Origin of the sequence: Actinokineospora cianjurensis (assembly GCF_003663795.1) — a bacterium.
In the GTDB taxonomy this organism is placed as follows: Bacteria; Actinomycetota; Actinomycetes; order Mycobacteriales; family Pseudonocardiaceae; genus Actinokineospora; species Actinokineospora terrae.
Map to the genome: position 1 here is coordinate 252,718 of NZ_RCDD01000003.1, position 21,529 is coordinate 274,246.

The window sequence follows — 21,529 nt, forward strand, 5'->3', positions numbered from 1 at the left end:
GGCTTGACGCTAGAGCAGCGGGAACGCGTGATCAACCGGTTCCACCGAATGTCGGATTCCCAGTCGGCGCAAGGGGTCTAGCGTGATGACGTGCTGGGAACCGTGGCGGCCGGTGCGGCGATCCTGTTGCTGCTCGCCGCGTTCGACCACCGCTGGCTCGCGGCCGTCGAGCTAACGGTTGCCGCGTCGGTGTTTCTGACCCCTTACGCTGTCGTTGCCCTCTATGCGGCTTTCACGTTCTACCTCGTTGACCGGAAGAGGCGCCATCCCGGGACGCCGTGCGGCTGCTTCCGCGGCGAAGGCCCGGTCACGTGGTTGGTTGTGGCTAGAGCGGTGTTCTTCGCCGTAGGCGCCGCACTAGAGCCTGAGGTGCCGATAGCGCTAGCTCTAGCCGGTGGGTTTGTGTTGGCGATGGTGTGGTGGCTACTACCGCAGCTGACGAGTGTCGTCGGGCAGCCGCTTGGTCACGCCCGTGCGATCAAGCAACGCCAGTAGCGGCAACGCGACCCGCCGAGACGTCCCCAGTGCCTGCCGCGCCTGACTCGTGGTGAACGGCTGCGCGAGACCCGCCAACACGCGAGCGGCGTCCTCCACAGACCCGGGCAACAGGACGACTCCATCGGCGAGCTTCACCAACCGTCCCGCGCGCACCGCCACCGCGACCTCACGCGACCCCAACCCCAACTGTCGCAACCGAGTCGCGTCCGGAGCGGCGAACGGCGCGGCCGAGAGGTCCACAGTCAACGCGTCCAAAGCGACCACGACAGCCTTCGGTAAGTCAGGACTATCGTGGCCGGACAACAGCGGCGCCACAAGCTCAGCGCTAGGCAGCCGCAACTTCCGCCGCAAGGTCTCCGTCGGTAGCCCTACCTCCAGCGGATGGTCCAAGCGCCATACGGCCAACTCCGACCGTGCACGCGTCGACAATGCGTCCCACTGGTCGGTGTACCACTCCCCCGCGACCACTCGACCCGTGCGCCCCAACGGCGTGCGCTGGCAGGCCGTGAACACTGGCGATCGACCCAACCGGTCCAGGTCCACGACCGAACCCCCGACGATGCCGTGCGTACTCGGATTGCGCACCAGAACGCGATCCCCCACGCATAGAGGCAGCGGCCGCGTAAGAAACAGCCTGCTCCCATCAGGCAAGGCATGCGCGCGGGCGGGCACAGCGGCGGCACCGATGTGCACCACCACCTGCCGAGCCAGCCCCGCGCAGGTGACGTCGACAACCTGGGCGTCCCACCAGCCGCCTCTAGACACCAACGCGTCCCCGCGTTCCACCTCGGACCGCTCTACCCCACGCAGGTTGACCCCCACCCGAGCCACGGCCGACACCGACGACCGCGCCTCGCCCAACGCGTGCACGCCACGCACCCGCACAGACTTCCCGCGCAGCAGCAGCTCGTCGCCCGGCCGGATCGTGCCCGCCCGCAAGGTGCCGGTCACGACCGTGCCCGCTCCGGCGACGGTGAACGACCGGTCGACCCACAACCGGACACCACCGTCGACATCGGGCGCGGGGAGGCCCCCGACCAGGTCCGCGACCGCCGTCCGCAGTCCCCCGATCCCGTCGTTGGCGACGACCGACGGCACCGGCCCCAGCGAGGTCCGCGCGATCCTGGCCAGCGCGTCCCGTCGGATCGGCCCGGGGTCGGCCAGGTCGGCGCGGGTGACCACCAGCAGGCCGTGCGCCACCCCCAGCGCGTCGATGGCGGCCAGGTGCTCCTCGGCCTGCGGCATCCACGGCGAGTCGGCGGCCACGACGAACAGCACGGCTGGCGCGGGGCCGACCCCGGCGAGCATGGTGGGGACGAACCGCTCGTGCCCGGGGACGTCGACGAACGCGACCTCGCCGACCCCCGGCAGCGACGTCCAGGCGAACCCCAGGTCGAGGGTCAGGCCGCGGCGCCGCTCCTGCTCCCAGCGGTCGGGTTCCATGCCGGTGAGCAGCCGGACGAGGGTCGACTTGCCGTGGTCGACGTGCCCGGCCGTCGCGATCACCCGCACCGGGTCACCTAGTACTCGTCGCGCAGCCGCAACCACCGCATGGTCGGGTCCTGCGGCCAGCCTTCCGGCGAGTCCTCCCACTGCTCCTGCCGCCCGTACGGGGTGAGGTCGAGGAGGCTGAAGTCCAGCCGGAGACGGTCGACTCCACGCGAGGTGGTCTCGTAGGTGTGGAACACCTCGTCGCCGTCGCGCAGGAACACCGACAGGGCGAAGCCGCCACCTAGACCTATCTCCTCGTACAGGCCGTTGCCGTAAGCGGAGTACCACGGGGTGGTCCAGCCGAAGCGGGCGCGCACCGGCTCGATCTCCTCCTGCGGCGCGGGTGCCATGAGGATGAGCCGGGTGTCGCGGGCGGCGAGGTGGGGCAGGTCGGGGACGTTGTCGGTGAAGGTGGCGCAGCCACCGCAGATCGCGGCGCTGCCCGCGGCGCGCATGAAGTGGTAGACGACCAACTGGCGCTTGCCGTCGAACAAGCCGGGGAAGGCCACGGTGCTGCCGTCCGGTGCGGTGAACTCGTGGTCGGAGCGGACCCGCACCATGGGCAGGCGCCTGCGTTCGGCGGCGAGGGCGTCCTGCGCGCGGGTGAGGGCCTTCTCCTTCACCATCAACTCGTCGCGCGCGGCCTGCCACTCTTCTCTGGACACAACCTGGGGTCGATTCATCTGTCCTCTTCCATCGGGAGCGTTCATCGCACCACGACGGTGTGACAGTCGCGCGGCACCAGCTCGCCGATCACGGTCGCGCCGGGGATCTCACCGGCGATGAGCAGCCCACCGGAGGTCTGCGCGTCCGCGAGCAAGAGCGAGTCCGAGCCCAACGAGGTGTGTGGGGCTACCCATTCCAGGTTGCGCCGTGTGCCGCCGCTGACGTAACCGTCGCGGAGGGCTTCGCGGGCACCGTCAAGGTAAGGGACCGCTGCCGAGTCAATGACCGCCGTGACGCCGCTAGCGCGAGCGAGCTTGTGGAGATGACCGAGCAAACCGAAGCCGGTCACATCCGTCGCGCAGGTGACACCGGCAGCGACCGCTGCTGCTGCGGCATCCCGATTGAGCGTTGCCATCACCTCGACCGCGTGCGGGAACACCTCTCCAGTCGCCTTGTGGCGGTTGTTGAGCACTCCCAGCCCAAGAGGCTTGGTCAGCGACAAGGGCACTCCCGCGCGACCAGAGGAGTTGCGCATGATGTGCCTCGGGTCGACGACACCGGTGACAGCGAGGCCGTACTTCGGCTCCGGATCGTCCACGCTGTGCCCGCCGCCCAGGTGGCACCCGGCGGACGCCACGACATCCGCGCCGCCACGCAGCACCTCCGCCGCCAACTCCACCGGCAGCACGTCACGCGGCCACCCCAGCAGGTTCAGCGCGACCACCGGCCGCCCGCCCATGGCGTACACGTCGGACAACGCGTTCGCGGCGGCGATGCGGCCCCAGTCGTAGGCGTCATCCACCACAGGGGTGAAGAAGTCCGTGGTCGCCACCAGCGCGAGATCCGGACCGAGGCCCACGACGCCCGCGTCGTCGCCGGTGTCCAGGCCGACCAGCAGGTCACCGTGCGGATCGGCCGGCGTCCTGATCAGCCCGGCGACCACCCGCTCCAGCTCACCCGGCGGGATCTTGCAGGCACAACCGCCACCGTGGGCGTACCGGGTCAGCCGATCGGTCACACCCGGCAGTGTGTCATGATCACCGAGTGTCCAGGGGAGGCGTCTCCGGCCTGGTGGCCGGCTCGGTCTTCAACACCGGTGAGCGGCAGGTCCTGCCGCTGGCGGGTTCGATTCCCGTCCGCCTCCGCCGAGCGCGCCCATGACCGACCCGCGCAGGCAGGTACCCCGCACCGACGCCGTCCTGGCCGAGCTGGCAGCCGAGGTCGACACCCTCGGCAAGGACCCGGTCAAGGCCGCGATCCGCACCGCCCAGGACCACGTGCGCGCCGGGCGCATCACACCGGACCAGGTCGCCGACCACGCCAGGACCGCTCTGCGCGCCGCACCCCGACCGGTGATCAACGCGACCGGCGTCCTCGTGCACACCAACCTGGGCCGCGCTCCCCTGTCCGCCGCCGCGCGAGCCGCCGTGCAGGCCGCCGCGGGCACCACCGACATCGAGTTCGACCTGGCGACCGGCGCACGGCGCCGCCGCGGCCAGGGCACCATCGACGCGCTGCGGGCCGCGGTGCCCGCCGCCCAGGACGCGCACGTGGTGAACAACAACGCCGCCGCACTGCTGCTGTGCGCGATCGTGCTGGCGGGCACCAGGGACATCCTGGTCAGCCGGGGTGAGCTGGTCGAGATCGGCGACGGGTTCCGCATCCCCGACCTGCTGCGCTCCACCGGCGCCCACCTGCGCGGGGTCGGCACCACCAACCGCACCACGGTCCGCGACTACACCGACGCGATCACCGGCGACACCGGGTTCGTGCTCAAGGTCCACCCGTCGAACTTCGTCGTCTCCGGCTTCACCAGCACCCCCACCGTGGCCGACCTGGCCGGGCTCGGCGTCCCGCTGGTCGTCGACATCGGCTCCGGCCTGCTCGCCCCGCACCCGGCTCTGCCTGCCGAGCCGGACGCGGCCACCGTGCTGCGAGACGGTGCTTCCCTGGTCACCGCGAGCGGGGACAAGCTCCTCGGCGGCCCGCAGGCAGGTCTCCTGCTCGGCGCGGCGAACCTCATCGAACGCCTGCGCAGACATCCAGCAGCTCGCGCGGTTCGCGTCGACAAGCTCACCTTGGCAGCTCTAGAGGCAACGCTGCGCGGACCACGACCGCCAGTCGTCTCAGCTCTAGAGGCCAATCTGGACGACCTCACTCGACGGGCTGAACGGCTTGCGGCAGCACTGTCCGAACGCGGTGTCGACGTAGCGGTCGTCCCATCCATCGCGGTCGTAGGTGGCGGTGGGGCTCCAGGCGTAGAACTTCCCAGCGCAGCGGTAAGCCTGCCCGAGTCGTACGCACAACCTCTGCGCGTCGGGCTCACCCCGGTCGTCGGGCGAACCGAGCGAGGGCGATGCCTGCTGGACCTACGCAGCGTGCTCGAGTCCGACGACGACGCGGTGCTCAACGCCGTCCTCAGCGTCGGTTGAGTTCCAGCAGCGGTGATCCCACCTCGTCGGAGGCCAGGATCGCTTGATGCACACGCTCAACCCAACCAGTCGGCGACAGCCCCAACTCCTCCGCCAAGGCACAGCGCAGCTGCCGGAACACCTCTAGAGCCTGGTAGCGCCGACCAGCCTGGTACAAGGCGACCATGTACTGGGCATGCAGGTTCTCGTGCAGCGGCAGCTCCCTGGTCAGCCCGGCCAGCTCACCCAACATCCCCAGATGCCTTCCCAACCGGAGATCGGCGTCCACGCGCTGTTCCAGCACACTGAGCCGCTCTTGTTCCATCGTCGTCACATGGGTCTCCAGCAACCGTCCTACTCGGACATCAGCGAGCGCGGGACCACGCCACAGCGATAGCGCACTGTGCAACAGAGCAGCGGCCCTGGCGACGTCTCCCCCAGCAAGCGCGTCCGCACCAAGAGACGCACGCTGCCGAAAGCGCTCGTAGTCGATCTGCGTCGGCTCTAGACACAAGGAGTACCCACCCGTCGCCGTCGTGAGGATCGAGCGAATGGGAACGTCCGCAAGAGGTGTCAGCAACCGACGTAGACGCAAAACGTAGGTCTGGAGCGTCACAACGGCACTCTTGGGCGGGCGCGTCCCCCACAGCTCGTCGATGAGGCGCGGGGTGGACACCACGGTGTTGACGCGCAACGCGAGCAAAGCGAGTACTTGCTTCGGCTTGGTGGCACTGGGTGCCACGCCGACCGGCGCCGCGCCTGCGGACGAACCGATGGCTGTGAGCGGGCCGAGCACGGTGACCTGCATGATTACCCCTGGCTGGTGGCGGGACACGACCTGGCGGGCAGCAGGACGCCGGACCGCCGATCGTTGCCGGGTACCGGGGCGGCGGTCCAGCCGGTGAAACGTTCCCGATCACGGCAGTCAATCGGCTACGCGTGGAGACGGCAACCGCCATTGGCCCCTGACTTGCCCGGCGCCGTTCCCGTAGGCTGCGCCGATCACAGCTCGTACCGCGCGCCGTCCTCGGCGACCGCCGCCCCCGCGACGGCGATCCGGCCCCTGGCCGCGCAGTCCCGGGCGACAACCGGGTTGGTGTTGTTCAGGTGCGTGTAGAGCCAGCGCGTCGAACCCGGTCGCAGCAGAGCGAGCGACTCGACGATCGGCAAGTGCCCCATGCCGCGCTGGTCACCGCGACCGGTGGTGGTGGACATCTCGTCCGGACCGAGGAAGGTGCCGTCGAGCAACGCGCAGGTCGCGCCCGAGGTGAACTCGTCGAACCCGTCGGGCCACGCGGCCAGGCACGGCGCGTAGACCAGCGACCCGCCGGTGCCCACGTCCGTGATCCGGTACGCGACCACCCAGTCCGGCGCGTCTGCCGCGCCCGTCGCGTACCGGGGTCGTTTGCCGGACAACGGGAACACCGCGCATTCCAGGCGCCCCTCGTCCAACCGGAAGGTGCCATCTGCCGGAAACCAGTCCCAGCGCTGGTAATGCGCGACGAGCGGCCGCACGGCGGCAGCGTCAAGCACCGGAGGTGGCGCCCACACCGTCAGTGGACCCTCACGGAGCAATGCCAGCCCTAGAGTGTGGTCAAGTTCGGCATCGGTAAGCAGCGCACCACGAATCGGGGTCTGGCGCCTACCGGGACCAGGCGCAAGCTCTGGTGTGCAAATGATCTGGGCGCGTAGGTCCGGGGAAGCGTTGAGCAGGTACCAGTTCCGACCAGTCGCGCTTACCGCTACACAGTCCTGCAAACGCGGAAGCACGGCAGAGTCACCCTCGCGAGAGCGCTCGCACAGCTCGCACGCGCAGTTCCACTGCGGCAGCCCTCCCCCAGCCGCAGTGCCCAGGACGACGACCCTCATCCGCGCATCACGAACGGCACGTCCACCACCGGGACGACCGCCCGCTCGACCAAGCCGTGGTGCGGCGACAACGCGCACACCGGGTCGGTGTTCTCCGCCGCCCCGGTCAACAGGAACGCCTGACAGCGGCAACCACCGAGGTCGACACCACGGCGATCACACGACCGGCAGGGCTCACGCATCCACTCCTCGCCGCGGTAGGCGTTGAACGACGACGACTCGTACCAGATCTCGGCCAGCGGCCGCTCAGTCGCGTTGTCGAACTCCAACGACGTGATCACGTGCGCGGACGGGCACGGCAGCACGGTGCCGTCGGGCGCCACGGTCAGCTGCCGCGCGCCCCAGCCGTGCATGCAGGGCTTCGGGAGCCGGTCCTGGTAGTCGGCCAGCACGTAGACCACCTCCATCCGCCCCGCGAGCCGCCGCCGGGCAGCCCGCACGACCGGTTCGGCGGCGTCGAGCTGGGCCCGGGTCGGCATGAGCGCGGCCCGATTGCGCAACGCCCAGCCGTAGAACTGGGTGTTCGCCAACTCCAACCGGTCAGCGCCGAGCTCCTCCGCCAGGTCGATGATCGCGCCGACCTGGTCGTGGTTACGACGGTGCAAGACAACGTTCACTGTCAGCGGTAGACCTGCCTCACGGATGGCAGCAGCAGCCACCTTCTTGTGCTTAGCGGCACGCGCTCCGGCAATGATGTCCGCCCGCGCCTCGTCCGCGGCCTGCACCGAGAGCTGCACGTGCTCGACGCCGCGCTGGGCGAGATCGGCCATGCGCTGGTGGGTCAGGCCCAAGCCGCTGGTGACGAGGTTGACGTAGCAGCCGAGCCCGTGCGCGTGGCTGACCAGCTCGGGCAGGTCACGGCGGGCAAGGGGTTCGCCGCCGGAGAGGTGGACTTGCAGCACGCCCAGCGCCCTGGCCTGGGTGAGGACGGACCGCCACTGGTCGGTGCTCAGCTCACGGTCGCGCCGGACCAGGTCGAGCGGGTTGGAGCAGTACGGGCAGTGCAGCGGGCAGCGGTGGGTCAGCTCGGCGAGCATGCCGAACGGGGGTGACGCGGTCATCCGGTCCCTCCGGTCTCCTCGGGGCGCAGCACGCCGCGCGCGACGAGCCCGCGCAGCAGGGTCAGCACGTCGTCGTCGCGCACGTCCGCGTACCGCCCGGCCAGCCCGCCGACGATGTCCGGCACCGTGGCCACCCCGTCGCACGCGCCGACGACGGCCGCCGCGGTGGCGTTGAGGACGAGAACACCCTCGGGGAAGAGCACGACTGGGGCTCGCCGCACGGTGTCGAACCCCAGTCGCGCACCCCGCCGCAGCAGCGGCGCCCACGCGCTCACCGGGCCCCCGCCGCGTCGATGGCGCTGAGCATGGACCAGAGCACGTCGCACTTGAACGCCAACGCTGCCACGGCGGCGTCCTGCTCGGCCCGCGTGCGGCAGTGCGCGAGCACCAGGTCGACCGCCTGCTTGCCCTCGCCTGCCACGGCCTCGACCCGGGTGGTGAAGTACGCGAGGTCGTCCGGCGAGATCCACTCGTAGTGCGCGAGGACATCGGTGATCCGGCGGCGCATCAGGTGCCCGGCGAACATCTCGGTAAGCCCCGACGCCACCGCCATCACCCACGGCTGCGTCCGCGCGAACGTCACATACGCGTCCACCGCGAACCGCACCGCGGGCACCACGTGTCGTTCGTCGAGCACCTCGGCGCGGTAGAGACCCAGCGCCTCACACAACCGGAGCCAGTCTTCCCTGCCGCCCTCATTGTCACCGGCGCCGTCGTGGTAGACGATCCGCTCTAGCCACAGCCTGCGAACCTCGGGGACAGGGCAGTTGCTGATGATGGCGGCGTCTTTGCGCGGTAGGACACTCTGGTAGTACCACCGGTTCGCCGCCCACGTGCGTAGTTCGGCCGGGGTGAGGGTCCCGGCGTGCATGCGCACGTGGAAGGGATGCGAACCCCAGTAACGACTGGAAAGCGCACGCAACGCCGCAAGAAACTCTTCCCGCGCCAAGGGCTCCGTCAACGGTTAGTCCTGCCGCGCGACGTACGCGGTGACCTCCATCGGCGTGTCGTAGTCATCGAACTCCGGGACAACCCACGGCTCACGGTCGTCACCCATGGTCGCTCCTTCCCTCGGGACACCAACCCACCCAGCATGACCACCCGACCCTGAGCCCCGCTGGACCGCCGCTGGACCGCCTCAGGGCGTCGACTCGTCGGACTTCTCCGGCTCCTCGTCCGACTCCCAGCGCTCGATCAGCGGGGTGCCACTGCCGTCGTCCGCGGTCGAGTCGGTGCTCGGCGCGGCAGCACGGCTGCGTTTGGTCCGCTCCGACCACCTGCCCGCGACGTCGTCCGGGTGGTCGCCCAGGTTCGCCAACGTCCGCTTCGGTCGCCGCTCGCCCACCGGGGAGCCCGTGAGCAGCGACCCGGTCGCCACGGCTGCCTTGCTCTCGACCGGCGACTCCCGCTCCACCTCCTTCTCGCGCTCCACCTCCTTTTCGCGCCCCACTTCCTTCTCCCGCTCGGCGGGCTTCCCGAACACCACGGGCGCCCTGACCTCGACCGTGGGACGCTCCTGGAAGGGCTTCGGCTCGCGGGCGGTCCGCTTGGCGGTGCGCTTGGCGATCCGCCGCCTGGGTGCCGTCTCCGCGGCGATGGCCTCGAAGACCGCGACCATGGTCGTCAACCTGGCGACGAGCTCGGTGAGCGCGGACTCGGGGACCGCCCCGTGCTGCGCTGTGCGGGCCATCGAGTAGACGGACTCACCGACGGGCACCAGCACGCCTTGCACACGGGGGACGAACCGGTCGGCACCGCCCGTGTGCGCGGGCTTGCCCTCGTCCTGGGCCATGAGGTCCGTACCGAGGGTGAACGCCAGTTCGTGCAGGGCCTCGACCACGACCGAACGGGGAAGGGGGTCGACCGCGGGCAGCATCCCGGTCAGGAGCTCCAGCGGCTCGTGCTCGGCGAGGTGTGCCTCGACGGCGTCCTGGCCCGCGTGGTGGGCGGCCGCGCGGATCTTGGCGGTGACCGCGCCCGCCAGCGCACCGATCGAGTCGAATCGCTCCTTCTCGGCAGCGACCCGCAGGGCCAGCTCGGTGCAGCCGCGGGAGGCGTACCCGATGACGGTGTTCTGCGGGCCGTGCCCCAGGTTCAGGTTGAACTCGCACAGGTCGAGCGCCCGGGTCAAGCCGAGCGCGGCGGCGGCGAGCTCGTCACCGAGGTCCGGGGCGCGCTCGCCGGAGAGCAGCCGCAGCCGGGCGGTCAGGGAGTTGATCGCCACCGCGGCGATGCCCTGATCAGCGGGATCGATGAACCGCACGCGACCGAGGACGGCGGGCAACGTGCGGAACCACGACGACATCACCACGTGCCTGAGGTGGACCTGCCTGCGCTTGAGGTCGAGCTCCCGCGCGACGTGGTCCCGGTCGAACCTGGCCTCGACGTGGCTGTCCCACGGGTGCCGCTTGGACACCGGGAGCACGCCGAAGTCGCGGCCGGGCGTTCGCGCCAAGCGGGCTCGGTGCACGTTGATCGCCTGCACGACCGCGCGGGTCAACGGCATGCTGCCCACCACCGCGCTGACGGTGATGGTCGTGTTCGGGCTGTGCAGGTAGCCGGTGAACGTGTCCCAGGTCAGGCGGTGCACTTCAGGCTGGATGTGCTTGTGGAACCACCACGCGTGGTCGACCGAGGTGACGCCTGCCGCGGCGCGGCGCGAGTGGCGGCGAGCCCATGCCACCCGCTTCTGGGCGTGTGCGACGAGGGCGGGGTTCTTGGCCAGGACGTCGACCAGGTCGGCGCCCCCGACATCGATCACCCGCTGGACGGGCATCAGGCTCGCCACGGCGCGGTTGCCCGCCGCGCGTTGCAGGGCGAGCACCCCCGCGAGCCGCGGATCCCGGATGGGCGCGCTCCGACTCCTCGACACCTGGTCCTGCCGTGTCCGCTCCACGAGGACAGTAGGCGGCCGCCGCTGGTCGACGGTCAAGGAACGCGGGGGTAAGTCCCCCGACCGTGCTCGACGCCGTGGCCATCAGTCCGGCGGCGCCAGGTCGACCACCCCCGTCCCGTGCTGCTTTGTGCCTGGTTCCGTGGATCTCACGGGCAGACCGGACTATATTACTAGTTATCTTGATAGTGCATAGTCGATAAGGCGATCAGAGGAGTGATCGCCTCGGCGCGGGAGGGCGGGAACAGCGCTGTGGCCCGCGGGGGTGGAGATCCCCGCGGGCCACAGCGTCAGCACATCCGGCCGAAGCCGAACGTGGGTCTAGCTCTGGTTATGCCTTCTTGCGCCTATCGCGGCTGCCGAGCAGTACGAGCACGCCCGCGACCATGAACACCAGCGACCAGCCGAAGAGGGCGACCGTGGCCGTGGTGCCGGTGGCGGCGAGACCGCCCTGGGCGGCGGGTTCGGCTTCCTCGGCGTCTCCGCCGCCGGGGACGACGTCGTCCGCGGGGACGTTCGCCTCGGACGGCAAGGAGGTCACCGTGTCGCCGCCGCCGGTGTCGCCGGAGGCGGTGGCCACGTTGTGCACGGTGCCCGAGTCGACGTCGGCCTGGGTGACCACGTAGCCGAGCTTGGCGCAGGTGACCGACTCGCCCGGGTCGAGGGTCGTGTCGGGGCAGACAACGTCGGTGATCTTCGGGTCGTCGACGTGGATGCCGCTGAGCGCGACGTCACCGGTGTTGGTGACCAGGAAGGTGTAGTCGATCAGCTCGCCGACGTCGGCCAGGTCGTCGCCGTCGGTGTCGCGCAGGGCGGCCGACTTCACCAGGGTGATCGCCGGGGCGTCCGCGGCCTCGTTCGGGTCCTCACCGGAGACGATCTCGGTGGTGGGCACGTCCGCGGTGTCGGGCGGGGTCACGTACGGCGGGTCGGTGCCCGGGGGCTGCCCGGACGCGGTCGCCTCGTTGTGCACGACCCCGATCGCGACATCGGCCTCGGTGACCTCGTACGGCTCCGAGGAGCAGGTCGTGGTCTCCCCCGGCAGCAGGGTCGTCACCGGGCAGGTGACCACACCGGCCTTCGGGTCGTCGACCTGGATGTCGGTCATCGGCACGTTGCCGATGTTGACCAGCACGAAGGTGTAGACGATGGTCTCGCCGACGCTGGCGAAGCCGTCCTCGTCCACGTCGTCGAGGGTGGCGATCTTGTCCAGGGTCAGACCCGGGTACGCGATCGGGACCTCGGCGATGGCGGGCGGGGTCTGCACGACCGGGCCGACCGGCGGGGTGCCGTAGCCGACCGCGACGTTGCGGACGATCCCGGCGGCGATGTCGTCACCGGTCACCAGGTACGGCGCCGCGGTGCAGGTGGTGCTCGCGCCGGGGACCAGGATGGCCACCGGGCAGGTCACCGCCCCGGCCTTGGGGTCGTCCACCCGGATCTGGGTGAGCGTCAGGTTGCCGGTATTGGTGAGCACGAACGAGTAGTTGATGTACTCGCCCTTGTCGGCCAGGTCGTTGTCGTTGAGGTCTTGCAGGTCGGCCCGCTTCGACAGGGTCAGCCCGGGGTTCGGGCCCGCGGTCGGCGTCACCGTCGAGTCGGGCGGCGAGACGACCTCGGTCTGGCCCGCGTCGCCCAGGTCGGCGACGGCGAGCGCGGTGTTGGCGACCTCGCCGAGCAGGATGTCGCTCTCGGTCACCGGGTGCGGGGCGTTGGCCACGCAGGTCGTGGCCGCGAGCACGGCCAGGTCGGTGATCGGGCAGGTGACCAGGCCCGCGACCGGGTCGACGATGTGCAGCCGGAACAGCGGCGTGGTGCCGTTGTTGACCACCAGGAACGACCACTGGATGTTCTCGCCGAGGTCGGCGAGCCCGTTGCCGTTGGTGTCACCGAGCACCGCGATCTTGTCGAGCGCGAGGCCGGGGACGGCGACGAAGGTGGGCGTGTTGGTGCGCGACTCCAGCGACACCACGACCGAGGTGTCCGGTGCGGTGCCGCGGGCGGTGGCCACGTTGACGACCTCGGCTGCCGCCACGTCCGCGGTGGTGGTGATGTGCGGCGCGTTGGAGGTGCAGGTGGTGCTCTCCTGCGGGATCAGCGTGGTCTTCGGGCAGGTGGTGCCGGTCAGCAGTGGGTCGACGATGTTCAGGCCGGTGACGGTCACGTTGCCGACGTTGGTCACCGCGAAGGTGTAGTTGATCGGCTCACCCGCGTCGGCGAGGCCGTTGCCGTTGCCGTCGACCAGGATGTCGTCCTTGACCAGGCCCAGCACCGGCGCCGGGTCGAAGACCGGGATGTTGACGGTGATCGGCACCGAGCGGACCCGGGTGCCGTTGGGCGCGGTGCCGACCGCGGTGCCGATGCCCAGCACCGCGCCGACCTCGACGTCGTGCTGGGTGATCGTGTACAGCCCGCGCGGGCACGAGGCGCTGGCCTCGGGCAGCATCGACGCCTGCGGGCAGAGCGTTTCGGCGTTGCCGCTGAGCACGCCCTCGACGATGACGTCGGTGAGGGTCACGTTGCCGGTGTTGTTGATGGTGACGCTGAACTGGATCAGCTCGCCGAGGTCGCCGAGGCCGTTGCCGTTGGCGTCGATCAACTGGGCGGTGTGCGTGAGCCCGATCGAGGGGCTCGGCACGAACACCGGGATGGACGAGGTGACCGGCTCGGACAGCGCCACGACGCCGCCCGCGGAGGTGCCCCTGGCCCGCACGGCGCGCGTGACCACGCCCGCCGCCGCGTCCTGCGGGGTCACCACGTACGGGATGGACTGGGTGCAGACCGCGGTCGCCCCGGACTGGACGACCAGCGCGGGCGCGCACCCGGACGGCGACTGCGCCCCGGTGACGATGACGACGTTGACGTTGCTCAGCGCCACGTTGCCGTTGTTGGTGATGGTCGCCTGGAACCGGACGGTCTCCCCCGCCTCGACGCGGCCGTCGCCGTTCTCGTCGCCGGGGGTGTAGGTCTGCGAGATGGTGAGCGCGGGCGCGGGCACGAAGGTCGGCGTGGTCGAGGTCGACGGGGCCGAGGTGACGGTCGCGCCGCTCGGGGCGACACCGCTCACGGTCGCGGTGTGCGCGACCGACCCGTTCACCGCGTCCTGCGCCGTGATCACGTACCTGGTCGGGCGCACGCACTCGACGGTCTGGTTGGGCTGCAACGTGGTGATCACGCCCGCGCACGGGTTGCCGGTCAGGTCGTCGCCGGTGACGACGACGCCGGTGAGCGGCACGTTGCCCGAGTTCGACACCAGGAACCGGTAGTCGATCTCCTCGCCCGCCTCGCCGACGGTGTCGCCGTTGGTGTCGATCAGGTTCGCGGTGCGGACCAGGTCGATCGCGGGCGCCGCGGCGAAGGTCGGGATGTTGGTGACGGTGGGCGCGGACGCGACGAGTTCCCCGTCCGGCGCGGTCGCGGAGGCCGTGCTGGACGTAACCACCTGGCCCGCGGTGACGTCCGCGGCGTTGACCACGTGAGCCGGTGCGGAGCAGGTGGTGCTCTGCCCCAGTGACAGCGTCGTGGCGGCACAGGTGACGGTGCCCGCTCCGTTGTGCTGCACGGTGAGGTTGAACAGGGTCACGTTGCCCTGGTTGTGCGCCTCTAGGGCGTAGGTGATGTTCTCGCCGATGTCGCCGACACCGTTGCCGTTGGTGTCATTCAGGCTCGCGGAAGCCAGAAGTGCCACCGACGGCGCGGGGGCCGCGGTGGTGGTGACGGTGACGGCTTCGTTGTTGCCCGTGTTGGAGTCGCTGTCCGTGGGGCCAGTCGCCACCGACGCGTTATTCACGAGTGGGAAAGTGAAGGGCGTCGGCGTGGTCGCGTTGATTCGGAACGTGGCCGAGGCACCGGCGGCAAGCGCGCCGCCCGCACAAGAGACGAGAAGTCCGGCTACCGAACAGCCCGCGGTAGGGCTAGCGGCCCCGGTTACGGAAATGGGCAAGGTGTCGGTAACAGTGAAAGACGATGCCGACCCGGGGCCGTTATTGCGAACGGTCAGGGTCCAGGAAACCGGAGCGCCCGCGTTAGCGGCCTCGGCGGCGTAGACGCTCAGCGCGAGGTCGACTGTCGCACGCGGACCGACCTCTTGTTGGACGCCCGGCGCCTCCTCGACGACCGGGGCCTGCTCGACCGCGGGCTCCTTCTGGGGTTCACCCGAGGGGGTTTCCGCCGGGGGCACCGGGTCCACCGGCGCGCTCTCGACCGGGGGCTCCTCGACGGGCTGGGTGTCCACTGGGGAATCCCCGGTGGACGGCGTGGGGGACGCGGGATCGGACAGTTCGGACTCGGTGGTCGGCTCGGCCGTGATCTCGACTTGAGCGGGGTCCACCGGGTCCGGGTCGGCGAGCACGGGGCCACCCGTGGACACCAGGGTCGCCAGCACCAGCAGCACGACGGCGGCTTTCGCGCCGGATCTGCGGGTCATGGTGGATGGGAAAGGCCCATCCACCGCTTCTGGGGACTTGCGTTTGAACATCCCGCACCTCACCACATGGTCGGACCAACCAGGAAGTTCCCTGGGTGGATTCAAAGACTAGGGCCGGTGCGGCGGCGAACGGCGCCGGCTGCCACTGTCCACCCGGAAGAGTGGCCAATGGTGATTAAGGTCCGGGTGGTGGTCACCGATCTATTCCGAATTCGGCCGGGAGGGCTAACCCGATTTCCCGACCTTGCACCGGATCGAGGGAGATCGGTGCTGTAACGGTTCCATGATCACCGCGATTGGATCACTCGCGGCACGCTGAAGTAGGCCGTCAACGTGCCCCGGTCGGCGTCGATGTCGAGGTCGACCCGCTCGGCGACCCGGCTGATGACCCGCAGGCGCCGCTCCCCGGGGTGTTCGCCGTGCTGGGCGCGGGCGGTCCAGGTGAAGTGGTCGACCGCGGTGAGCACCACGACGTCGCGGTCCCAGTGCAGGGTGACGGTGGCGTCGCGGTCGTCGCGCGGCTGGTCGATGGCGTCGCTGATGGCCTCGTGGGCGGCCAGCACGACGTCCTGGCGCACCGCGGTGGGCACCCGGAGCCCGGCGAGCCAACCCCGGATGCGCCCGCGCAGCGGCGCCAGCTGCTCCGCCCGCGCGGGCACGGTCGTGCTGAACACGGCCAGGTCCTGGTGGGTCGTCATGTCCCAGGGACTGCCCGCCGTCGCGCTCCGCCACACCCGATGGTTCAACCAATCACATCGGGCTGCGCTGATCGGGTGACCGCCGCTGCCAGCGCGTGAGGACGCTCAGTCGCAGATGACGGACGGTTCGCCGGGCTGGGCGGGGACGCTGACGGCATTCCAGGCCGCCTTGACGGCTTTGTAGTCAGAGCAGTCGCCCGGGGTTAGATCAAGCGCGATCCTCAGCGTGGCGATGCGGTACTTCTGATAGGTCATGCCAGTGACCTTGCGAAGCATCGCGCCGTAGAGAATCTTGATAGCCCTATCGACTCCAATGCCGCGGATTGTGCTTCCGTCACAGGTAGGGCTAGCGGGCAAGCCGTTGTCGGGGCGCGAACCGGCCGCTAGAAGTGCGAACCAGTGGTCGCCGACCCCGGCAGCCGAGTACGGCTCGGAGGTGGGAACTGCGGCCGAGTAGCAGTTGATCCCACCGCTCGCCGCGGGGTTCGACATGTTGCGCGGGCTCGCGCTCGGCCGTTCGCCGATCAGCAGGTCCGCGGTGCTCTGACCACTGAACCACTCGGTGGCCGCGCCGAACGCGTCGGCGACGAACTCGCCGGTCCCGTTGCCGGACGCCCCGCCGGGTGTCGTGCGGTCGATCAGCTTGCCGTACTCGCGGCCGACCAGGTCGAGGGAACCGACCCACTGGCCTGCGGAGTTGTAGCCGACCCAGATCCGCTGGCCGGTGGTGCCCAGGCCCTGCCGCGGCTCCCCCACCCTGAGGCCGAGGCCGGGGCGCCCGTTGCCCTCGGCGCCGTTGCGGCCCAGCCAGCGGACGGTCATCCGCTGGAAGGTCTGCGCGGCGTAGTAGGCGTCGACGCAGCCGGTCTCGCGGTCGGTAGGGTTGCCGTTGCCCCAGGTGTCGTCCGGTCCGCTGAACACCGTGCCGGTGACCGCGTCCACGCAGTCCAGGCCGAGCCACCGCGGGTCGCGCATCAGGTAGGTGGTCCCGGACTGCGACGTCTCGATGGTCACCGGATTCTGGTTCCACGCCCCGGTTCCCGTGCCCGCGGGTCGGGCGTCCGCCGGGGTGACCACGGCGAGGCTCGCGACCACACCAATGATGAGTCCACGTACGTGGATTGTCCGGTTTCCCACGGTGTCCCCCAAGATTGTCGGCTCGGATCCAGGGTCGACCGGAACTGCTTGCGGCACAAGGGTTCACCAGCGTCAACAGATAACCAGGTGGACCGGTCGCCGGGGTTGGCGAATTCCCAACAGTGGACTTCGGACGGCCGTGCGGGTCATCATGGTCTAGACCTTTGTTCCCTGCCGCAGAGGAGACCGCAGATGGGCATCCGCCGTGCCGCCACCACCGTGGTGGCCATGACCGGGGCGCTGCTGGCCGCGACCGTGCTGGTCGCCGCGCCCGCGTCCGCCCACGGATCGATGGGCAACCCGGTGAGCCGCATCTACCAGTGCTTCACCGAGGGACCGGAGAACCCGCGCTCGGCCGCGTGCAAGGCCGCGGTCCAGGTCGGGCAGAGCTGGCCGATCTACGACTGGGACGAGGTGAACCAGCCCAACGCCAACGGCAACAGCCGCCAGATCATCCCCGACGGCAAGCTGTGCAGCGCGGGCCGCGACAAGTACAAGGGCCTCGACCTCCCCCGCGCCGACTGGCCGGCGACCACCCTGCCCACGGGCGCGTACACGTTCACCTACAAGGCGACCGCCGCGCACCCGGGCACGTTCGAGCTGTACGTGACCAAGCAGGGCTACGACGCGACCAAGCCGCTGAAGTGGTCCGACCTGGAGGCCACACCGTTCTACAAGCAACTCAACCCGCCCCGCTCAGGTGGCTCATACCAGCTCAAGGCCACGATCCCGGGCGGACACACGGGTCGGCACCTGATCTTCTCGATCTGGCAACGCCACCAACCCGACAGCGGCGAGGCGTTCTACTCCTGCTCGGACGTGCTCTTCAACTAGGCCGGAGGCCGTGGGGTGCCGTCCCACCCGCGGCCATCCGCTAGAACTGTTCCATGGTCGAGCAGCACAACAGGATCACCCAGTCCACGATCACCGGCCCCGTGCTGCAAGCCAGGGACATCGGCACGGTCGTGATCGGCGACGCCCGCCCCGCTCACCCGCCGCTGACCTCGTGGGCCGACCTGCCCGCGGTCGACGAGGACCTGCACGACCTGCTCGACGTCCAGCAGGACGCCTTCGACACCCTCCCCTACCGGCTGCTCGACATCACCCCGCCGGAACTGAGCCAGATCTACGTCCAGCAACGCATCCGCGCCAACGCCCCGGGCCAGGACCCCGACGACGCCCCGATCGCGGAGCGCGTGCTGTCCGCGACCGAGGCCCTGGACACCGAGTCGCACGTGGTGATCACGGGCGAGCCCGGCGCGGGGAAGTCGACGCTGGGACAGATGTACGTGCAGCGGATCTGCGCGTACTGGTTGGGCAAGGTGCGGATGGCGCCGCCGCTCCGTGAGCCGGTGCTGCCCGTACGCATCCCGGCTCGGGCTTTGGCCGCCGATTCGTCGTGGAGCGAACTGGTCGCCGCCGGGGTCCGCCAGGTGCTGGGCGGCATGCTGGCGACGCCCCCCGACCCCGCCCTGTTCGCCCGCCGCACCCTCGGCGCCCGGTGGCTGGTGTTCGTCGACGGCCTCGACGAGATCATCGACACCGGCACCCGCGAACGCGTGATCCGCACGATCGTCGCCCGGATGCGGCGCGGCACCGACCACCGGATCGTGGTGACCACCCGGCCGCTCCCCCGGTCCGAGATGGCCATGTTCGACCGGGTGGGGGCGCAGATCTACGCGATCCAGCCGTTCGGGGTGCTGGAACTGGAGGAGTTCGCGCGGGCGTGGTTCCGGGCCCAGGACTCGATCACCGCCCAGGACCGGGCCACCGACTTCATCCGCCAGGTGCGGGACGGTCGGCTGCGGGAGATCGTGCGCAACCCCCTGCTGGCGACCATCGCGGCGATCACGTTCACGCTGTCGCCGGATCGTGAACTGCCGCGCAGCATGACCAGCCTCTATGCGCGATTCATGGACCACTTGCTCACCGACAACGCCAACGGCAGGCGGACAGTCGCCGAGCTTGCTGCTTCCCGGGAGCCCCGGCGCGCGGAGTTGGTGCGCTGGGTGGACGAGCGGCGGGTGGAGCTGATCGAACACCTCGCCCGGCACGTGCTGGAGTCGGAAGGCTCCCTGGCCGAGTCGGCGCGGAAGTGGGTCACCGACCACCACGACGGTGAACCAGCCGGGTGGGCCGAGGACCTGCTCACGGTGTTGACCAGTAGCGGCATCCTGGTCCGCATCGAAGGCGACCTCCGCTTCCTGCACCACTCCTTCGCCGAGTTCCTGGCCGCCCGCTCCCACGCCCAAGAAATCGACCCCGAGTTCACCGAGCTGGACCGATGGATCTCCAGGGCGACCTGGGAGGCCCAGCGGGGATTCGCCATCTTCACGTTCCTGTTGTGGGGCCGCGAGAACAAGATCGACCGAGTCATCGAGCGGCTGCTGGATGGCGACGCGAACTCGGTGGCTGTTGCCGGGCGGCTGCTCACCGGGGACATCCCCGTTGCCGAGGAGGTCGCCGCGCCGGTCCTGAACCGGTTGGTCGATCTGCTGATCGGCGCTGGACTGGATCGTGCGCCCGCGAGCGAGTGCCGCGAGATCGGTCGGGTGCTGGCGGGTATCGGAATGCACGAGTGGATCGCCGAAGGCAGACTGCGGCTGCTGCGCGACGACGCCAGGATTGCCATGCCGATCCGGGTCGAATCCGCGATCGTGCTGGGCAGACTCGGGTGGGCGGGGGCCGTGGGATGGCTGGAGGACCTAGCGGCAGAAGTCGAACCGCAGCACGTCGAGCACATCGTTCTCGGCCTGATCGATCTGGTACCGGACGGGCGGGACCGAGCCGAGCGGCTGCTGCTCGCCGCCGGGTACGGCGCCGAGTACGCACTCACCCTCACCGTGGCGACGATGTTGCTCACCATCGAGCGTGGTCCTGCCGCGGCGGATCTGGTTCGCGACCTAGTGCGGCGGATGCGCACCGATACGAGTCTCGGCCACCGGATGCCGGTCCAGGCAGTCACCACGACCGCCCCGTTGCGCACCATGGACTCCTGGTTCGACCACAGGCCCAACTGGGATGACCTGGTGCGGGTCGCACGCGGGTCCCACTGCCCGGCAGAAGCGCGGTGGGCGGCCGAACACGCGCTGGCCTGCTCGGACGACCACGACGCGGTCGCCGAAGCGATCAAGGTACTCGTTGAGCACGATGTCGAGTCCGCGTTCGCGGCTGCCGCCACTCGGAAACCCTCGATAGTGGCGGAGGTGATGGACCACTTCACCTCCCCGCACCGCGAACAACTCGCACAGCGGTGTCTCAGGGAGACAACTGAGACCAGTGACTCCCGTATCCGCGTTCAAGCAGCGAAGGTCCTGTCTGCGGCCGGTATCGAACTGGAGGCGGTCTCCGGCCTCAGTCACGCGTCGATACTCGACCTCGCGGCCAGCCTGGCAGGCCAGCCGACGGCGACTATGCGAGCACTGGCAGAAGCCGCGATGGCAGACGCGACCTGCACTTGGTACACGTTCCGACGGGCGGCGAGCATATTGGCCCCGCTCCCCGATGGCGCCCGCCTGGTGGTCGAGCAGGCCAAGCGGCATGGCCCGAAGCACCAACTACAGGCAATCATCGCCCTTGCTCAGGCGGAACGCGAGGCTGAAGTGCACGACGTTGTCGATCTGCTGATCGAAGAACCCACTTCAGTCCAGTACGTGTGGGAAACGGTGATCACCCTTCATGCCAAACGATGGCGAGAAGTAAGGGATCGGCTAGTCGACAGCGCCATTCGATCGGAGAGGAGTTGGGAGACGCACGACATGGCCAACATGGCCCATGCCCTGCATCTGGTCGGCAGGAGAGCCGAAGCCATCGACCAGGCGTGGCGCGCGCTCCGCCGATCGCTGGTCAGCAGCCCGACTAGCGACTACTGGATGAAGCAGCCGGTTTCCGTGTTGATCGAGGTGGCGGGAACAGGCTGCGCGGTCGCTGTGACGGCTGAACTCATCAGGGCCGATGTGACCGTGTCCCATCGAATGGTGGTCGCCGATTGGTTTACAGAGCAGGGGCTGCTGCCGAGCGCGGTGGAGTTGTGGGAGGACGTGGTCGCGCATCACGGGCACTACGTCGAGCAGGGCGTGGCGGCGGCGCGGAAACTCGTCGCTACCGGGCACGCGGATGTGGCCGCGCGAGCGGTGGCGGCGGCGCTGGCTGAGGCGGGGCGGTCGAAGGCGGCGGTGGCGGGGCTCCGGGCGTTGGAGGCGTGGATCGGGGCCTGGTGAGGCGCACCCGTGGTGCTACGGAGTGGCACCCGGCGCGGTACCCCTGAGCAGGCGCAATTGTCGGGCACAGCTGCCGGGGTGGGGTGAGTCCTCAGCTCAGGCGGGGTGCTGCCGACTCCAGCGGGGCAGGCAAGGATGCCGGCGGCTGACACAGGAGCG

The 21,529-nt window shown here is 69.8% G+C and carries 17 protein-coding genes and 1 tRNA gene; 5 read left to right on the forward strand and 13 right to left on the reverse strand.

What is annotated here, in order from left to right; all coding sequences use genetic code 11:
• Positions 1-90: 90 nt before the first annotated feature.
• Entirely contained in the window at positions 91-495 is a 405-nt protein-coding gene (locus CLV68_RS20820) for a MauE/DoxX family redox-associated membrane protein (RefSeq protein WP_121392588.1), read from the forward strand.
• On the opposite strand, the gene CLV68_RS20825 is transcribed toward CLV68_RS20820, so the two are convergent.
• The 3 genes from CLV68_RS20825 to selD are packed head-to-tail and all read right to left on the reverse strand — an operon-like array spanning position 427 to position 3,673.
• The gene (locus CLV68_RS20825) at positions 427-2,010 is read right to left on the reverse strand and encodes a selenocysteine-specific translation elongation factor (protein ID WP_121392589.1); all 1,584 of its coding nucleotides are present in this window, start codon (positions 2,008-2,010) and stop codon (positions 427-429) included. The two genes, CLV68_RS20820 and CLV68_RS20825, sit on opposite strands and share 69 nt — an antisense overlap.
• An 8-nt stretch (positions 2,011-2,018) precedes the next feature.
• Positions 2,019-2,672, reverse strand: a complete 654-nt coding sequence (locus CLV68_RS20830) for a DUF899 domain-containing protein (protein WP_121392590.1) — start codon at positions 2,670-2,672, stop codon at positions 2,019-2,021.
• 23 nt (positions 2,673-2,695) lie between these two features.
• Positions 2,696-3,673, reverse strand: a complete 978-nt coding sequence (gene selD / locus CLV68_RS20835) for a selenide, water dikinase SelD (protein WP_121392591.1) — start codon at positions 3,671-3,673, stop codon at positions 2,696-2,698.
• Between the two features lie 35 nt (positions 3,674-3,708).
• On the opposite strand from selD, the gene CLV68_RS34100 reads away from it, so the two are divergent.
• Together CLV68_RS34100 and selA are read left to right on the forward strand one after the other, a co-directional pair.
• A tRNA-Sec gene (locus tag CLV68_RS34100) sits at positions 3,709-3,800 on the forward strand.
• Between the two features lie 12 nt (positions 3,801-3,812).
• Positions 3,813-5,087 (forward strand): L-seryl-tRNA(Sec) selenium transferase, encoded by a 1,275-nt coding sequence (selA, locus tag CLV68_RS20840; protein ID WP_121392592.1) that lies wholly within the window; start codon positions 3,813-3,815, stop codon positions 5,085-5,087.
• Here the strand turns inward: selA and CLV68_RS20845 are convergent.
• The 10 genes from CLV68_RS20845 to CLV68_RS20890 all read right to left on the reverse strand — a co-directional run bounded on the left by CLV68_RS20845 (position 5,074) and on the right by CLV68_RS20890 (position 17,108).
• Positions 5,074-5,874: an AfsR/SARP family transcriptional regulator gene (locus tag CLV68_RS20845; protein ID WP_121392593.1), complete on the reverse strand. Its 801-nt coding sequence runs from the start codon at positions 5,872-5,874 to the stop codon at positions 5,074-5,076. The two genes, selA and CLV68_RS20845, sit on opposite strands and share 14 nt — an antisense overlap.
• 194 nt (positions 5,875-6,068) lie before the next feature.
• A complete protein-coding gene (gene pqqB / locus CLV68_RS20850) occupies positions 6,069-6,935 on the reverse strand; it encodes a pyrroloquinoline quinone biosynthesis protein PqqB (RefSeq protein WP_121392594.1) in 867 nt (288 codons plus the stop codon).
• Positions 6,932-7,996 carry a pyrroloquinoline quinone biosynthesis protein PqqE gene (pqqE, locus tag CLV68_RS20855; protein WP_121392595.1) on the reverse strand — a complete coding sequence of 355 codons (1,065 nt, stop codon included), beginning with the start codon at positions 7,994-7,996 and terminating at the stop codon, positions 6,932-6,934. Before pqqE ends, pqqB begins: the two co-directional genes overlap by 4 nt.
• Complete coding sequence (gene pqqD / locus CLV68_RS20860) at positions 7,993-8,271, reverse strand: pyrroloquinoline quinone biosynthesis peptide chaperone PqqD (RefSeq protein WP_121392596.1); 279 nt, start codon at positions 8,269-8,271, stop codon at positions 7,993-7,995. The genes pqqE and pqqD overlap by 4 nt, the downstream gene beginning before the upstream one ends.
• Positions 8,268-8,957: a pyrroloquinoline-quinone synthase PqqC gene (gene pqqC / locus CLV68_RS20865; RefSeq protein WP_121392597.1), complete on the reverse strand. Its 690-nt coding sequence runs from the start codon at positions 8,955-8,957 to the stop codon at positions 8,268-8,270. Before pqqC ends, pqqD begins: the two co-directional genes overlap by 4 nt.
• Positions 8,958-8,960: 3 nt before the next feature.
• Positions 8,961-9,053, reverse strand: coding sequence for a pyrroloquinoline quinone precursor peptide PqqA (pqqA, locus tag CLV68_RS20870; RefSeq protein ID WP_121392598.1), 93 nt, complete (start codon positions 9,051-9,053; stop codon positions 8,961-8,963).
• Between the two features lie 81 nt (positions 9,054-9,134).
• Positions 9,135-10,868, reverse strand: a complete 1,734-nt coding sequence (locus CLV68_RS20875) for a hypothetical protein (RefSeq protein WP_147460087.1) — start codon at positions 10,866-10,868, stop codon at positions 9,135-9,137.
• A gap of 352 nt (positions 10,869-11,220) precedes the next feature.
• Complete coding sequence (locus tag CLV68_RS20880; protein ID WP_147460088.1) at positions 11,221-15,315, reverse strand: DUF7507 domain-containing protein; 4,095 nt, start codon at positions 15,313-15,315, stop codon at positions 11,221-11,223.
• A gap of 287 nt (positions 15,316-15,602) precedes the next feature.
• Positions 15,603-16,013, reverse strand: coding sequence for an ATP-binding protein (locus CLV68_RS20885; protein WP_121392601.1), 411 nt, complete (start codon positions 16,011-16,013; stop codon positions 15,603-15,605).
• A 105-nt stretch (positions 16,014-16,118) separates the two neighbouring features.
• Complete coding sequence (locus tag CLV68_RS20890; RefSeq protein ID WP_170224494.1) at positions 16,119-17,108, reverse strand: M4 family metallopeptidase; 990 nt, start codon at positions 17,106-17,108, stop codon at positions 16,119-16,121.
• 234 nt (positions 17,109-17,342) lie between these two features.
• Here CLV68_RS20890 and CLV68_RS20895 point away from each other — a divergent pair, with 234 nt between their 5' ends.
• Entirely contained in the window at positions 17,343-17,984 is a 642-nt protein-coding gene (locus tag CLV68_RS20895; protein ID WP_121392603.1) for a lytic polysaccharide monooxygenase auxiliary activity family 9 protein, read from the forward strand.
• Positions 17,985-18,037: 53 nt separating this feature from the next.
• Positions 18,038-21,370, forward strand: coding sequence for an NACHT domain-containing protein (locus CLV68_RS20900; protein WP_121392604.1), 3,333 nt, complete (start codon positions 18,038-18,040; stop codon positions 21,368-21,370).
• Positions 21,371-21,529: the final 159 nt, after the last annotated feature.